The sequence below is a fragment of the Vogesella sp. XCS3 genome (genome assembly GCF_020616155.1).
Taxonomy (GTDB): Bacteria; Pseudomonadota; Gammaproteobacteria; order Burkholderiales; family Chromobacteriaceae; genus Vogesella.
Window position 1 is genome coordinate 707,982 of sequence record NZ_CP085530.1, and the last position, 15,820, is coordinate 723,801.

The window sequence follows — 15,820 nt, forward strand, 5'->3', positions numbered from 1 at the left end:
CGAACTACCCCAATCCCCAGACGGATTTATCCCATACGGACCGTTTGCGGCGTGCCCAGTGCTGTGAAGCGATTCAGAATCGCTGCACAGATTTGAAGCTCCGCTACTTGCCGGTCAAAGTCCCGTGACTTAACCCGATCTGCCAGCAATTTGAAACAGTGCATCTTCGTTTCGACCAAGCTGCGGCGATGGTAGCCACTCCACTTTTTCCAGAGCGCGCGCCCCAGATACTTCACCGCTCGTAGCGACTCATTGCGAGCCTGATTGCCCCGTAAATTCCCTTTCCAGAATTGGCCATTTCGACGTGGGGGAATGATGGCTGCCGCCCCACGCTCTGCAATCGCTGCGTAACATAGGCGTGTGTCGTACGCCCCATCCGTGGTGACGGTTACCAGTCCCTCTCCCGCCGGAATTTGCGATAGCAGCTCTGGCAGCATCGTGGCATCTCCAGTGCGATTGTCGGTCACTTCCATTGCCCGGATTTCCAGCGTTTGCGCATCTATGCCCAGATGCAGCTTGCGCCATTGGCGGCGGTAATCAGCGCCATGCTTTTTCACCTTCCACTCGCCTTCACCCATCATCTTGATGCCGGTGCTATCCACCAAGAGATGCAGACAACCTTGCTTTTTCTGTACCGGGATGCGGACTTGCAGGTCTTTCTGGCGGCGGGAAAGCGTGCTGAAGTCGGGGACGGCCCAGTCAAGGCCAGCCAGGCGCAACATACTTTCGACCATACCTGTGGCTTGCCGTAGCGCCAGGCCAAAGAGGCATTTGATGGTGAGACAGAACTGGATGGCAGCATCAGAAAAAGTTAGCTGCCGTCCCCGCCTGCCGGTAGCCGGTGCCAACCAGTTCATGCCTTTGTCGAGCCAGAGAAGGAGCTGCCCTCGTTGCTTGAGGGACTGGTTGTATGACTGCCAGTTGATGGTTTGGTACTTGGGAGGAAGGGGCTTGCTCATGCGGTCATTCTACCGGACGGACGCAAGCACTGATTTGTGCAACAAAGCCACTGCGCTAAGGCCAGCACCAACGTGGAGAAGATGATCTGCGGCGACCCGAAGTTGGCCGCAGCGGATAGAGATACCGCTGCGGCCTACAAGGCAAAGCTAGCGGCAAGTGCCGATAAGAGTGGATTGAAACAGCAGCAGGCGAACTGGCGCAGGACTGTGCGGGATGCTTTTACGCATGTGGCTTGCTTGGAAGAGGCATACAAGCAAAGGCTAGTGGAGTTGCGTAGTCCATCACTATCAACGGGGGCGGCGTTCAGCCAAAGCGGACTGGCCCAAGCATCGTGACTACGTCTGCTTTGGCTAAGGCAGTGATTGAGAGGCATATATGAAAGCGAGGATTATTGAAACAAAATTCACTCACCAACTTCAACAACTATATCGACAACTCGCCCCCCAGTAGTCCACAATTCAAGGACATATAGATATTAAAAGTTATGGGAGGGCTGCATGGCTAGGCGTCGGAAGGCCAGTAACATTTTTGGGGGAACGAGGCGCAGCACTAAGAAAGGCGACTCCGCAGCAGTTGGCGTCATCATCATGGTGGGGCTTGTTATTGGCGCTATTTCTATGGTCCCGATTTGGGTATGGTATGGGTTGGCTGCTCTTCTAGCTTTTATCGTCCTCAAATACATCTACAAGGCTGTAACCAAGTCTTCTAAAGGGCAACAGGCTCCTCTGACACCGTTTTCCAGCAACCAAGCTTTGCCGGCTACATCGGCGACAGTGCCAGACGCTCTTTCTGCTCCAGCCGCACCTCCGACACGGACCACTTCCCATTCCAAGTCTGAGTCCGTGGGAGATGACCTTGTTTCGATATGGCCCGACACCTCATCTTCAGGCTCTAAAGAGCATCGTTTACCGCCGCCCCCGAAAGGGTTAACCGGTGTCCGCTGGATTCCAGCGGGGGAATCCATCGATGTCGCAGGTCTTCAAATTCCAGGTGGCCTGTTCTATGCCGGTACACCGCCTCGTAATACATCAAACCCTGCATGGATTGACCTGACAAAGAAGGTTGCTGCTACTGGTGACTACCACGAGCGCCAACTTGACTACTGGCCAAGCTACTCAGAAGCCACACCTACGGCCCGACGGGCCTATCTCAATTGGCTTGCATCCGGGAAATGCGACCCTGGTTCAGATATTGGATTTGTCTTTCTCTACTTTTATGGCCTTGAATACCGGGCTCTAGTTGACGCTCAAGAGGATGTCGCCGCCAAAGCGGAAATTCCGCAAATAGCGAATGAGCTGAAGCGTCTTCTCGGCATTTACGGTAATGCTTCTGGGTCGTTTCGGAGCTATGCAGGAGGACTGTACGAGCTACTGTCTCTCTCAGACCTACCAAACCAATTGTATCGAGTACCTGTTCCAGACCTACCGCAATCCTATGAAGTCCCTTTTTACATTCGGCTTGCATTAGGTTCTGCAGCCGTGGATGGTGCCCCTGTACCGGCGGCTTTGGCACGTGCATGGATTAGACACACTCCAGTGGTTCGTCTGCGGACCCCGGCAACTCGGTGCAGTAATCAATTCGACCAACTATTCGACCTACGCTATGCCGAATTATTTGGTGAAGGAATGGTTCTGCCTCGAAATAAGACAAAGCTCAAATGTATGTATCGGCCAGCATCAATGGCGCTCAGCAATAAAGACGTTACGGCTACCTTTGGAGATATTCCCGACGTTACCGTTCTGACAAAACCAATCAAGCAGCTTACGGAACTCACAGAAACAGTCACACAAGAGCTGGATGCCTATAGCTGGTATATCGGTAAAAACCCAGGTGCTGATAGTGCACTCGAAGGACTGCTGCTGTTGCCTACTGCACTATGGCCAGAAGCTTCGCACCGGGCTCTGGGCGAGCTAAAAGCAAAAATTGGCGATGGCATGCTAGTTGTTTCTTTCCAAGAGCTACTCAGCACCCTGGATGCAAGAACGACGCTAACTAAAGACAAAGCCATCGCCATGGCTAAAGCTTTGGAATCACTTTCTATTGGGATCGAGCCGGACATTCTTAGTGGCGTGCGGTTGCCTAAGCCCGACGACAAGTTGGTGCTTTTTACTACCCCGCCGGGTGAAGAAGCCGCCCGTTCTACGCCGGGTTACCAAGTCGCAGCATTGACACTACAGGTGGCCTCTATTGTCGCGGCAGCTGATGGAGATTTCAGTGCGAGCGAGATGAATAATCTACTGCACCATATTGAGTCCTGGACCCATCTTACACCTAGCCACATTCGCCGACTCAAGGCTCACTTGCGATTGCTGGCTATTACGCCCTCATCACTCCCTGCCTTAAAGAAAAAGCTGGAGCCGCTAGATGTTTCAACCAAAGAAACCCTTGGTGCCTTCATGGCTACCGTTGCCCAAACTGATGGCAAAGTCACGCCCGATGAAGTAAAGACCCTAGAGAAAATTTACAAGGCGTTGGGTATCGACCCCAAAAAGGTATTCAGCGATGTACATGCAGTCACTGCTGGCACTTCTCCCGCAACGATAGCTATAGAGGCAATTGAGAAATCTGGCTTCACACTAGACCCTGTGCGCATCGCCGCGCTTCAAAGTGATACGGCCAAGGTCTCTGCTCTCCTAGCAAGTATTTTTAACGAAGATGCACAGGTCGAAGTTGGCTGCATCGACACGGAAGTTGCTCCTATCGACACAGATAAAGTGCCCGAACCAGAGATTAGTTCCCAGCAAAATTTGATGGGGCTTGACGAGTTGCATACCGCATTTGCCAAGTTACTTATCTCCCGTCCTCAATGGACGCGGGAGGAACTGCAAGATGTAGCTGCTGACATGGACCTGATGCTTGATGGCGCCCTTGAGCGGATTAATGAAGCCGCTTACGACAGCTATGACATCCCTTTCACCGAAGGCGACGGCCCCATTGAGGTTAACGCTGAAGTTCTGGAGAAGATTGACGCATGACTACGACCATTCGCCCGAAAGACCGGGATTCTGTTCTCCAATCTCTTCGTGCCGGCGTTGTACCACGTGCCGGACAGCACCTCATCCAGGTTGGCCGTACGCGTGAAATCGAAACGCTAGTTAACGATATTGACCGGATTGCCGATGGTGGCTCTGGATTCCGGGTCGTCATTGGCGAGTATGGCGCTGGCAAGACCTTCTTTCTAAACCTGGTGCGTGCGGTCGCCATGGAGCGAAAGTTGGTTGTGGCCAGTGCTGACTTGAATCCTGACCGCCGCTTGCATGCAAGTGGCGGTCAGGCTCGTTCGCTTTATGCTGAATTGATGCGCAATCTATCGACACGTACTAAACCGGAGGGTGGAGCGCTTGCTGGCATCGTTGAGAAGTTCATCGCAACAGCGAAGGCCGACGCCAAGGCTCAGGGCCTGGCTACTGAGGTCGTTATTCGCGAACGCCTCAACCATCTCACCGAACTGGTTAATGGCTACGATTTTGCTGACGTTATTGCGGCCTACTGCCGTGGCTTCGAAGAAGGTAATGAAGAGCTCAAAGCAAATGCTATCCGCTGGTTGCGTGGCGAATACTCGACAAAGACTGATGCCAGACAAGCACTAGGGGTGCGTAGCATCGTCGATGATGCTTCCATCTACGACCAGCTTAAACTGCTGTCGCGCTTTGTAAGATTGGCAGGCTTCTCTGGTCTACTGGTCAGCCTCGATGAGCTAGTCAATCTCTACAAGTTGGCAAATACGCAGGCGCGCAACTCCAACTACGAGCAGATTCTACGTATTCTGAACGATTCTCTCCAAGGCTCCGCTGAAGGCCTTGGCTTTGTCCTTGGGGGTACGCCTGAGTTTCTCCTTGACCCACGACGTGGTCTATATAGCTATCCTGCGTTGCAGAGCCGGCTATCCCAGAACAGCTTTGCCACCGGGGAGTTGGTCGACTTCAGCGGCCCGGTAGTTCGTTTATCCAGCCTCACGCCAGAAGACTTCTACGTGCTACTTCAGAAGATTCGAGGAGTATTCGCTCTGGGTGACGAAAGCAAGTACCTCGTTCCAGACCAAGGAATCTTCAGTTTCATGGAACATTGCTCGAAGCGTATTGGCGATGCTTACTTCCGTACGCCTAGAACCACTATTACGTCTTTCATCAACCTGCTGGCTATCTTGGAGCAAAACCCTGGCACAGCATGGCAGGAGCTGTTGGGCGGCGTCGAGGTACTCGCCGACACCGGTGGTAACACTGATTTGGCGGTTGAGGGAGAGGACGGTGATGAATTTGCATCTTTCAAAATGTAAGCCGGCCTGATGACGACCCACACCTCCAACTCTTTTTTCCTGCTGGATGAGCGTATCCAACGCTTTCTGTGGCAAGAGCAGTGGGAAGCACTACGCGAAGCTCAGGAGGCCGCCATTCCATTCATTGTTGGGGCTGACCGAGACGTCATCGTGGCGGCAGCCACTGCAGCAGGCAAGACTGAAGCGGCGTTCTTGCCTGCGCTCACCCATCTCCTGCAGCAAGAGACCCCGGCTCTTATTGTTTACGTCAGCCCATTGAAGGCGCTTATCAACGACCAATTCGGTCGACTAGAGCGTCTCTGTGAGCAGCTAGAAATACCGGTGTGGCCCTGGCATGGTGATATTGCGGCTTCAACCAAAGCCAAGTTCGCTTCTCAACGGCACGGTGTACTGCTCATTACACCAGAATCACTGGAGGCACAGCTGTGTAATCGAGGCACCGCGGTTGCAGCCCTGTTCGAGCGTGCGACCTACTTCGTGATTGATGAGCTGCATGCATTCATCGGCTCGGAGCGGGGCAAACAACTGCAGTCACTGTTGCACCGAATTGAAATCGCTATCAAGCGAACCGTTCCGCGAATTGGACTATCCGCGACACTGGGAGATATGAATCTAGCCGCGGAGTTTCTTCGCCCTGGCGGTAGCACTGGCGTGGCGATGGTCGTCTCAAAATCGGAAGGTGGCGAGTTACGCATTCTTCTGAAAGGCTATGAGGAGCCCTTGGTTGTTCGGGCCAAGCCTGTCTTTGTCGATGAAGCCAGAGAGCAAACTGCGGATGAGGATGATGAGGAACCGCCCGAGCCCCAGATGCCTGCAGCCATCGCTGCACATCTATTCAAAAGCCTGAGAGGTACCAACAACCTCATCTTCCCCAACTCGCGCCGAGAGGTAGAGCGTTACACCTACCTTCTCAACCGGCTATGCGATGCACAACTTGTGCCAAACGAGTTCTGGCCGCACCACGGTAGTTTGTCCAAAGAGTTACGCTTGGAGACCGAAGCTGCACTGAAGCAGAAGGAGCGCCCCGCTTCAGCCATCTGTACGAACACGCTCGAGCTCGGTATCGATATTGGAGCCGTCAAGAGCGTGGCGCAAATTGGCCCTCCACCTTCGGTTGCCAGTTTACGTCAGCGTTTAGGACGCTCTGGTCGCAGGAAAGGAGAGCCGGCCATCCTGCGTGGCTACACCATCGAAAATGCTCTAGGTGGTCAGTCCTCACTGGCTACCGACCTGCGCTTAAATACAATTCAGGCTATTGCGATGATTTCGCTGCTGATAGAGGGCTGGTTTGAGCCACCAGCCGTGCATGGTATGCATTTGTCCACACTCATTCAGCAGGTGCTTTCCGTGGTAGCACAATATGGCGGCGCCACCATTGGTCAGCTCTATGGGTGCCTCTGTGCGCCTGGCTGCCCTTTCTCAGGCGTTAGTAAGGATGAGTTTGTCACACTGATTCGCCATATGGGACAGAAAGACCTATTGGTTCAAGAGTCATCTGGATTGCTCCTGCACGGCCAGCTTGGTGAAACATTCGTTAATCACTACAGCTTTTTTGCCGCATTTGCTTCTGAGGAAGAATTCCGCATTGTTTGCGGTAACCGAACGCTTGGAACACTACCTGTATCACAGATGCTGACCGAAAATCAGCGAATTCTATTTGGTGGTAGAACCTGGCTGGTAAAAGAGGTACACGAGGAAGAAAAACTCGTTGTTGTAGAGAAAGCCCGCGGAGGTGTTGCTCCTGCTTTTTCCGGCGGAGCGGGTCGTACACACTCCAAGGTCAGACAGCGCATGCGCGAGCTTCTGGAAGCTGACGACATACCGGCCTATCTTGACCCAATGGCCACTCAATTTTTGGCGGAAGCTCGTCACAGTTACCGGCGGCTTGGACTGCACGATACGGCGTTCCTCGACTTGGGTAGTAGCGTAGTTGTGTTAGCTTGGTTCGGTGACGATGTGAATGAAGCTATCACTTGTTTGCTGCGATATCACGGTTTTGACGCCATGCTGGCCGGCCCCTTTGTTGAGGTGCAAAAAGGTCAGCGAGGTGTTCATGAAATGGTGCAAGCATTGAAAAAGGGGATTCAGCCAGAGCGCCTTTCTGACCTGTTTTCAGAAAGAGATAACCTTCAAAGAGAGAAATGGGATTGGGCACTCCCTGATTCTTTACTGCACAAGGCGTACTCAAGTCGCTATTTGAATCTCGCTACAGCGGCAATGTGGGCAGAGAACCTATAAAGAATAGATATTTTAGGCAGTTAACTTTGAAAAGAAGAAATTCCAACTATGGTCCTCCAAAAGTCCAACATGGCATAAAAATAATCAATCATATTGTTTGTTCACCGCTTTATTGGCTGACTAACTGCTACAGAAATATTTCACTCAAGCTACAAGTTGGCCACATGCTTTCATATTGTAAAAGCCACGGTCAATCAGGAGCGCCATTTCTTTAATTTTCTGCTTTGCGAATATGGGTCACGCCAACCGTTATTTTCATTATTAGTAATTTCAACCGCAAAGCAAAGTGGGGTAATTTAACCTCCGCAAATTAGCTGATGAGATGAAAAAGACCACCTGCAGTCTGGCCAGGTTTCAAATAAAGCGATCTGCCAACCTTTGTTCCACCGAAGATAAATGAAAAACAATTCAGCACTTAATTAATTAATATCCATTAAATCAATGCCTACCAGCATAGGTGTACTTTTCACGTTAGGCGGCTTTGTTGCACAAATCAGTGCTTGCGTCCGTCCGGTAGAATGACCGCATGAGCAAGCCCCTTCCTCCCAAGTACCAAACCATCAACTGGCAGTCATACAACCAGTCCCTCAAGCAACGAGGGCAGCTCCTTCTCTGGCTCGACAAAGGCATGAACTGGTTGGCACCGGCTACCGGCAGGCGGGGACGGCAGCTAACTTTTTCTGATGCTGCCATCCAGTTCTGTCTCACCATCAAATGCCTCTTTGGCCTGGCGCTACGGCAAGCCACAGGTATGGTCGAAAGTATGTTGCGCCTGGCTGGCCTTGACTGGGCCGTCCCCGACTTCAGCACGCTTTCCCGCCGCCAGAAAGACCTGCAAGTCCGCATCCCGGTACAGAAAAAGCAAGGTTGTCTGCATCTCTTGGTGGATAGCACCGGCATCAAGATGATGGGTGAAGGCGAGTGGAAGGTGAAAAAGCATGGCGCTGATTACCGCCGCCAATGGCGCAAGCTGCATCTGGGCATAGATGCGCAAACGCTGGAAATCCGGGCAATGGAAGTGACCGACAATCGCACTGGAGATGCCACGATGCTGCCAGAGCTGCTATCGCAAATTCCGGCGGGAGAGGGACTGGTAACCGTCACCACGGATGGGGCGTACGACACACGCCTATGTTACGCAGCGATTGCAGAGCGTGGGGCGGCAGCCATCATTCCCCCACGTCGAAATGGCCAATTCTGGAAAGGGAATTTACGGGGCAATCAGGCTCGCAATGAGTCGCTACGAGCGGTGAAGTATCTGGGGCGCGCGCTCTGGAAAAAGTGGAGTGGCTACCATCGCCGCAGCTTGGTCGAAACGAAGATGCACTGTTTCAAATTGCTGGCAGATCGGGTTAAGTCACGGGACTTTGACCGGCAAGTAGCGGAGCTTCAAATCTGTGCAGCGATTCTGAATCGCTTCACAGCACTGGGCACGCCGCAAACGGTCCGTATGGGATAAATCCGTCTGGGGATTGGGGTAGTTCGACCTACGGCTGATTTGTGCAACAAAGCCACGTTAGGCCGTAGAATCAATGACATCGTCGCCACAACCTCCGTTCTCTGCACGCGCCGGCGGGCAGCACCGCCAGATAGAAGCAGCCTTCCCAGGCACCGCCAGAAGCGGCCTTCTTCATCTGCTATTTGATCTCGTAGAACGGCGTTACGTACAAGACTGGACTATCATCGCTCGTGAACTTCACAGAATTGGTAGGTTGCCGCTCATCACTTATGACTCATCATCTGCCACCAGCCTAAAACAAGCTCGCAACGATACCGAGGTCGCGCTTAAAAGCCTCGACTGGCAGAAGATGTACGACTTTTGCGAACGCCTGTATAACCATCTTCCAGAAGACATCGGATTCGAGGACAACTACGGTAACTACACGGTCGAAGTTTCACGAAAGGATGCGCAGAGTTATATCGCCGCAGAATTGCAGAGATTGTTTCTAGAAGAAGGACTCGCATATGAGTTCACTGACGGAGCAGTTCGCAGGCGCGGACGCAAACATACGGTAGGCGTGACGGTCAAGTCTCAAGTCGTACTTGGTGATCCACAGTTGCTGAGCGCCCGTAAGCACTTCGACAAGGCACTTCAGTTCTTTCGCCACCCAGCAAAGCCTGACTACGAAAATGCGGTTAAAGAGGCAGTGTGCGCAGTTGAAGCGGCGGCGAAGACGCTGTTCCCCGGGGCAAAGGCCTCAACGCTTGGCGACGTGATCAAGTGGCTAGGCTCAACAACTGACGTCTCAGTGCCAAAAGCCATCTGTCAAACGCTGAATGGTGTATACGCCCTCAGAAATGGCGGGGACGGTGTTGCCCATGGCGGTGCGACCGGAGGAAAGGCAACGGTTGAAGTGACCGAGTACATACTTGCTGTATGCGCTTCCCAGATCATCTACTTAGTTGATCTAGCTAACGCAATGGAAGTCGATGTTCCTTTCTGAGTCGAGCCAAAATCTGCGGCAGGACATGCTGGGCTTAACTCCCCTGACTTCATCCCGACTAACCGAGCGGTTTCATTTAGTGGTTTCGGGAGGAGGTCAGGAGGTCACAATTACCTCTATCCTCACAACAAACTCGGTATCTTTCGCTTGGCCACTGGCCTGATGTATCTGGCCAGCATCAGGTCGCTGGTATGCCCGGTTTGCTCTCGTATTTGCCACGGCTGCAGGCCGGCGATGGCTGCCTGAGTGCAGTAGCCGGCCCGCAAGCTGTGGCCACTCACTTGGCTGGGGTCGCCACCAGCCTTCTTCACCGCCTCTTTCAGTATGAGCGCCACCGACTGGGCGCTAAGCGGTGTGGTGGACACGTTCTCGTGGCGGTCTACCGCCCGGAACAGCCAGCCGTCTTTAATCCCGGCCACTTCGCGGTAATGCTTTAGGGCCAGCACCGGGCAACGATTGCCGCCCGCGTATGGAATAAAGCACGTGCGGCCAACGCCTTCTTGGTCTGTCTTAGACCGCCTTAGCAGTATCTCCAGCCCGTCCGGGTACTCCGTCACATCCTCACACCGCAATGCCACCAACTCCGAGCGCCGTAGTGCCGCCGCCCAGCCAACCAGTATCAAGGCCTGGTCTCGGGCTGCGCGTATTGGCCGTTGATCACCCAGCGCGAACAGAATCTCTAGCAAGTCATCGCGCACCAAGGCTTTAACGCGGCGCTGCCGTTTGCCAAAGGTACGCCTGATGCCCTGCATGGTGCGCTTCACCAAGGCGTGCTTTACCGGCGATGGGTAGCCTTGGTCGATGTGGGCCTTATGAATGGCCACCAGCCTGCGCTCTAGCGTTGCCACAGCCAGTTTGCCGGCCACGGATACCAGGTACTGCACCAATTGCTCAGGCGTGGCCGGGATGCTACCACCCGCGCGGCAGAAGTACCGCACATCATTGGCATACTCCCGTTTCGTTGAAAGAGACTGCGCCGCAGCCATCAACTCTTCGGCCGTATAGGCAGGCTGTGCAAGGCTTTCATCTGTTGTATCCACCTGCTGTTCGGTGGTCAAAATCACGTTTTTCATGGCTTTGTCATCAATTCGAATGTTATGTTTGCGTTAGTCAGCGCATCGCAATAAAGCGGCACGCTGGCCGCTGGCTGGCTAGTACTCGCAAGGGAACAGCAAAGTGGTGACGCTGCGGTCGGCTTCGGTAATGACCCAGACGCGCTTACCGGCCATCTGATAGCTGGAAAAGATGCGCAAGCCGTTCTTCACAGCAAAGTCGTTTTCAGCGGCATCTTCGGGCAGCACATTGCCCCAATCGCCGCGCTGGTGACGCCGTAAGAATGGCTTGGCGTCGAGCTGGTTGGCCGTCAGGTGATCGAACACGGCGCGAGTGGCAACGACGCTGCCGAGAGAAAAGAGTGGTGAGGATTGAGGATGCTTGGTTTGCATGGCTGGCTCCTTGAAAGGTTGGCCGCCGTGCGGTACCGGTTGCAGAAATGCAAAAAGCCAAGACGCGTAAACGTCTTGGCTTGTGATGATGCGGTAACCGCTTGGCGGCACGGCAAAAACTGCCGCAGCTTCAAGCTATCAGGCGATTAGCCATAGCGCGATGACGGTGTGACTTTGGTGAAGGCAAGCGCGAGTGCCCGCTCATCGGCCAAAGCAGATGGCCGAAGGGCTAATGAAAATGGCCGCTTTCTCTTGGAAGCGGCCACGAATCTATGCTGACAACGAGTGGGACTCACTGCTATCTAACAGGTCAGCGCACCTGATTAAGCTACAGGGATAGCCTGACTGCTATCGTCCCAAAAAATCGGTAGCCTGGCTGGCGAGGACGGGTTCAAGCTACTCACCGTATCAAGGCGGTGAATTTGCTCCTTCGACAGAGACAACGATAGTGCAGCGAGGTTATCTTTGAGTTGGGCTTGTGACCGTGGCCCAATAATGGGTACGGCACCATGTGTCCCTGCCCAAGCGATGGCGACCTGACTAGCACTCACCCCTAGCTCGGCTGCAATAGCTAGGACCGTGTCAAGGATCAGTGTGCGTTGCGTCGAGTTTTCTGCCTGGAAAACACGCCCACCGAAACCTTCTGCGCGTCCTTTTTCCCCTTGTCGGTACTTGCCTGTGAGCATGCCACCCCCGAGCGGCGACCAGGTGACGATGCCAAGACCTAGTGCAAGTGATGCCGGGAACAGATCCGTTTCTGGCTCACGATGTACCAAGCTATGTTCAAACTGGGCTGCTGCAATGGGAACAGAGTTGGTCAACTCTGCATAGGTAACGGCACGGGAGAGTCGCCAGGCTTGAAAGTTTGACAAGCCGGCATACAGAATTTTGCCTGCACGTGCCAAGTCTTCAAAGCCGCGCACGATTTCTTCGATGGGCGTAATACCGTCTGGGTTGTGTGCCCAATAGATATCAATCCGGTCTGTCTTGAGCCGCTTCAGGCTTGCTTCTACAGAGGCAACCATGGCCTTACGGCTATTGCCCAGGACCAGCGGGTTCGCGTTAGGTGTCGCCCCGTTGGTAAACTTCGTTGTCAGAACAAAATCTTCACGTCGTCCTTTTAGTAGCTCTCCGAGTAGCGCTTCTGCTTGTCCAAACTGATAAACGTCTGCGCCATCGATAAAGTTGCCACCAGCTTCGGTATAAGTGTTGAAGATGTCGGCGGCGACATCCGGGTCGGCACCATATCCCCAACCCGTACCGAAGTTACCGGTACCCAGCGCGACTTGTGATACATGCAGCCCAGTTTTGCCAAACGTATTGTATTTCATCATGGTTTTCCATTAATTGTGCGTCGTACGTCAACCCGTCTGCTTCCGTAGGCGCTTATCCCACCAAGCAGCGCCAGGGGGAATGACGTTCGTCTATCGACTGCCAGCCGTAAGCCAAGATTGAATATGCTCTGTTGCATCCAGTGCCCTGATCTGGAAAATTCGTTCGTACTAGGGTAAGCGCGACCACGAATTCGAAATCAGCCCGATTGAATCACCTGGTAGCTGATTTACTGCGCCAATGCCCGCTTAACGTGTTCTTTTAACGTGATTGTCGGGCGCCCAATCAAGGCACTCAGTTGCTGACCGTGATCGAACAAGCCGCCTTCTGATGCACCGATATCGGATTCGGCCAGCAAGGTGGCCAAAGCGTCCGGTAAACCAGCGTTGACTAAAGCGCTGCGGAATTCACTTGCTGACAGGTTCTGGTACGCCACTTCTCGTCCGGATTGGCGTGAGATCTCGTGAGCCAATTCGCCAAGTGTGAAAGACTCATCGCCTGCCAGCTCATAAATGCGCCCAGTCTGGTCTGGTTTCGTCAGGACGGCAGCGGCTGCTTCGGCATAATCTTCACGTGCTGCCGAAGAGATCCGCCCCTGGCCGGCGCAGCCCAGCAACGCACCATATTGCAGTGCCGCCGGAACGCTTGCGATGTAGTTCTCGGTATACCACCCGTTGCGCAAGATCACTGCTGGCAGGCCTGAAGCGTGGATCAAGCTTTCAGTTTCCCGGTGTTCTGTCGCGAGGGGCAACGGTGAGGTATCTGCGTGAAGAAGACTGGTGTAGGCCAGTAAGCCTACCCCGGCCGTCTTGGCCGCATTGATTACCGCACGATGTTGTGGCACACGGCGGCCAACCTCGCTGGCGGAAATCAGCAGTAGCTTGTCCGCACCTTCAAATGCCGTGACCAGACTGTCCGGTTGATCGTAATCGGCTTGGCGTACCTGGATACCACGGGCAGCCAAATCAGCTACTTTTTCCGGGTTGCGTACCGCAGCAACAATTTCATGACTTGGCAGTTTTTTGAGCAGGGCTTCGATAACCAAGCGGCCTAGTTGGCCAGATGCGCCCGTAATGACGATCATGGGGGATTTCCTTTCTTGCAATGACTAGACACTTTTCCGAATCGGAACAATGTGCGGTTTGGGGGGCGGTAGCGCTTAGCCCCGGCAAACCGCACCTGAATCTACGCCGGGTACTGGTTAATAATCGGTATATCCCTGCGCACCCGGGGTGTAGAAGGTCGCAAAATCGGGTTCTAACAGCGTCTGTCCGCTCTGCAATTTGGTGACGAGATCCGGATTCGAGATGAATGCGCGACCGAATGCCACCAGATCACCATGTTTGGCAATGAGATCGGCCTCGGCGCGGGTGGCATCATAGCCACCGGAAAGAATGTATTGCCCGGCGAACACGTTACGAAGCACTGCTTTCAAGGCGGGGCTGACTTCCGGCGCCCCCATGGCGCTGTGATCCACGACGTGGATATAAAGCAGGCCGAGCGTGTTCAATTCGTCTAGCAAGCTCAGATACAGCGCGTCCATCTCGGCATCTGCTTGCTGGGAGTTGAAAACACCATAGGGCGAGATGCGCATACCGACCCGCTCGGCACCAATGGCGGCCACCGTTGCCTTGGCGACCTCGACCGCAAAGCGGATGCGGTTTTCAACCGTGCCACCCCAGCGATCCTGGCGCTGGTTGGACGCTGTATTGAGAAACTGGTCGATCAGATAGCCGTTTGCGGCATGCAATTCGACACCATCGAAGCCGGCCTGCAGGGCAAGTTTGGCCGATTCGGCATATTCGGCAATGCTATTGGCAATATCCTCTTCATTCATTTCTTTGGGGACAGGATGTGGCTGCATACCGCTCGTGACGGTCCAAATCTCACCCGGCACGGCAATGGGTGAGGGGGCCAGCACCTTGGCACCCTCGGGCATATTGGCCGGATGGCTGACGCGACCGGTATGCATCAATTGAACAAAAATCTTGCCGCCCGCTTGATGGACTTCATCGGTTACAAGCTTCCAGCCCTGCACATGATCTTCATTGAATAAGCCAGGAATACGCGCATAACCCAGGCCATTGGGTGACGGTGACGTCCCCTCTGTAATAATCAGCCCCGCACCGGACCGCTGGCCGTAGTATTGCGCCATCAGCGCATTTGGCAGATTCGCGATGGCACGGCTACGTGTCAGTGGTGCCATCACGATGCGATTTTTCAGTGTGAGACTACCCAGCCGGGTCGGGCTAAATAGCATATTGGTCATGGCAATTACCTCGATATTCGATTGATGTGGCGATTAGGTGGGTGCGTTGCACCGTGTTACCGCTGATAGCGTTCTGCGGCATGGGCTTGCCGGATATCCGACATCAAACCTTGGCGCGCGCCGTCCAGGGCATCCCATCGTTCGGCAACATGAAGCGGCGGGATGGTGATCAGCTCTCGGCGGTCGAAGCCGACCAGTGCGGCATCAACCAGCTCGCCCACCTCCATCACTTCCGGAAGCGCGTTGACATCCATGCCGGCGCGTTCCCAGATTTCGGTGCGGGTAGCGGCTGGCAATACGGCTTGTACGTAGACGCCCTTGGGGGAAAGCTCCAGGTGCAAGCCTTGTGACAAAAACAGGATGAAGGCTTTGCTGGCGCCGTAGACCGACATGCCGAACTCGGGGGCAAAGCCCACTACCGAGCCCAGGTTGACGATGGCGCCGCTCCCTGCCTGAGCCAGGCGGGGGGCAATCGCGGCGGCAAGTCGGGTGGGGGCGAGGGTGTTGAGCCTGATCTGGCCTTCGATAGCGTCGGCGGTTTGCGTCAAGAAGCCACCCGACTGCGCGATGCCGGCGTTGTTGATCAAGATGCCGATGCGCTCGTCTTGGCGCAGCCGGTCCTCCAGGGCCGCCAAGTCCGCTTGGCGGGTCAAATCCGCAGGAAGTACCTCAATTGCCACCTTGCATTCGGTACGCAGGCGTGCCGCCAGCGTTGCCAGGCGTGCTTTGTCACGCGCAACGAGGACCAGATCATGGCCGCGACGGGCAAAGCGTTCGGCATAGGTGGCACCGATGCCGCTGGAAGCACCGGTAATCAAGACGGTAGGAAGCATGGTCATGGCAGTTTTCTTTCGTA

The 15,820-nt window shown here is 54.2% G+C and carries 12 protein-coding genes; 5 read left to right on the forward strand and 7 right to left on the reverse strand.

Annotated elements, in window-relative coordinates; translation table 11 throughout:
* Positions 1-26: 26 nt before the first annotated feature.
* On the reverse strand, positions 27-959 hold the full coding sequence (locus LCH97_RS03280; protein ID WP_227301451.1) for an IS5 family transposase: 933 nt from the start codon (positions 957-959) through the stop codon (positions 27-29).
* Between the two features lie 498 nt (positions 960-1,457).
* Between LCH97_RS03280 and LCH97_RS03285 the strand changes: the two genes are divergently transcribed.
* The 5 genes from LCH97_RS03285 (at position 1,458) to LCH97_RS03305 (ending at position 9,918) form a co-directional block, all read left to right on the forward strand.
* Positions 1,458-3,935, forward strand: coding sequence for a TerB N-terminal domain-containing protein (locus LCH97_RS03285; RefSeq protein ID WP_227303375.1), 2,478 nt, complete (start codon positions 1,458-1,460; stop codon positions 3,933-3,935).
* Complete coding sequence (locus tag LCH97_RS03290; RefSeq protein WP_227303376.1) at positions 3,932-5,236, forward strand: ATP-binding protein; 1,305 nt, start codon at positions 3,932-3,934, stop codon at positions 5,234-5,236. Before LCH97_RS03285 ends, LCH97_RS03290 begins: the two co-directional genes overlap by 4 nt.
* Positions 5,237-5,245: 9 nt before the next feature.
* Positions 5,246-7,474 carry a DEAD/DEAH box helicase gene (locus tag LCH97_RS03295; protein ID WP_227303378.1) on the forward strand — a complete coding sequence of 743 codons (2,229 nt, stop codon included), beginning with the start codon at positions 5,246-5,248 and terminating at the stop codon, positions 7,472-7,474.
* Between the two features lie 526 nt (positions 7,475-8,000).
* Complete coding sequence (locus LCH97_RS03300; protein WP_227301451.1) at positions 8,001-8,933, forward strand: IS5 family transposase; 933 nt, start codon at positions 8,001-8,003, stop codon at positions 8,931-8,933.
* A 73-nt stretch (positions 8,934-9,006) separates the two neighbouring features.
* A complete protein-coding gene (locus LCH97_RS03305; protein ID WP_227303379.1) occupies positions 9,007-9,918 on the forward strand; it encodes a hypothetical protein in 912 nt (303 codons plus the stop codon).
* A gap of 122 nt (positions 9,919-10,040) precedes the next feature.
* Here the strand turns inward: LCH97_RS03305 and LCH97_RS03310 are convergent, their stop codons facing one another.
* The 6 genes from LCH97_RS03310 to LCH97_RS03335 form a co-directional block, all read right to left on the reverse strand.
* Entirely contained in the window at positions 10,041-10,991 is a 951-nt protein-coding gene (locus LCH97_RS03310) for a site-specific integrase (protein ID WP_227303381.1), read from the reverse strand.
* A 78-nt stretch (positions 10,992-11,069) separates the two neighbouring features.
* A complete protein-coding gene (locus tag LCH97_RS03315; RefSeq protein WP_227303382.1) occupies positions 11,070-11,363 on the reverse strand; it encodes a hypothetical protein in 294 nt (97 codons plus the stop codon).
* A gap of 323 nt (positions 11,364-11,686) precedes the next feature.
* Complete coding sequence (locus LCH97_RS03320; protein WP_227303383.1) at positions 11,687-12,697, reverse strand: aldo/keto reductase; 1,011 nt, start codon at positions 12,695-12,697, stop codon at positions 11,687-11,689.
* 227 nt (positions 12,698-12,924) lie between these two features.
* Complete coding sequence (locus LCH97_RS03325) at positions 12,925-13,779, reverse strand: SDR family oxidoreductase (RefSeq protein WP_227303384.1); 855 nt, start codon at positions 13,777-13,779, stop codon at positions 12,925-12,927.
* A 117-nt stretch (positions 13,780-13,896) separates the two neighbouring features.
* Positions 13,897-14,964, reverse strand: a complete 1,068-nt coding sequence (locus LCH97_RS03330) for an alkene reductase (protein WP_227303385.1) — start codon at positions 14,962-14,964, stop codon at positions 13,897-13,899.
* A gap of 56 nt (positions 14,965-15,020) precedes the next feature.
* Positions 15,021-15,803 (reverse strand): SDR family oxidoreductase, encoded by a 783-nt coding sequence (locus LCH97_RS03335; protein WP_227303387.1) that lies wholly within the window; start codon positions 15,801-15,803, stop codon positions 15,021-15,023.
* Positions 15,804-15,820: the final 17 nt, after the last annotated feature.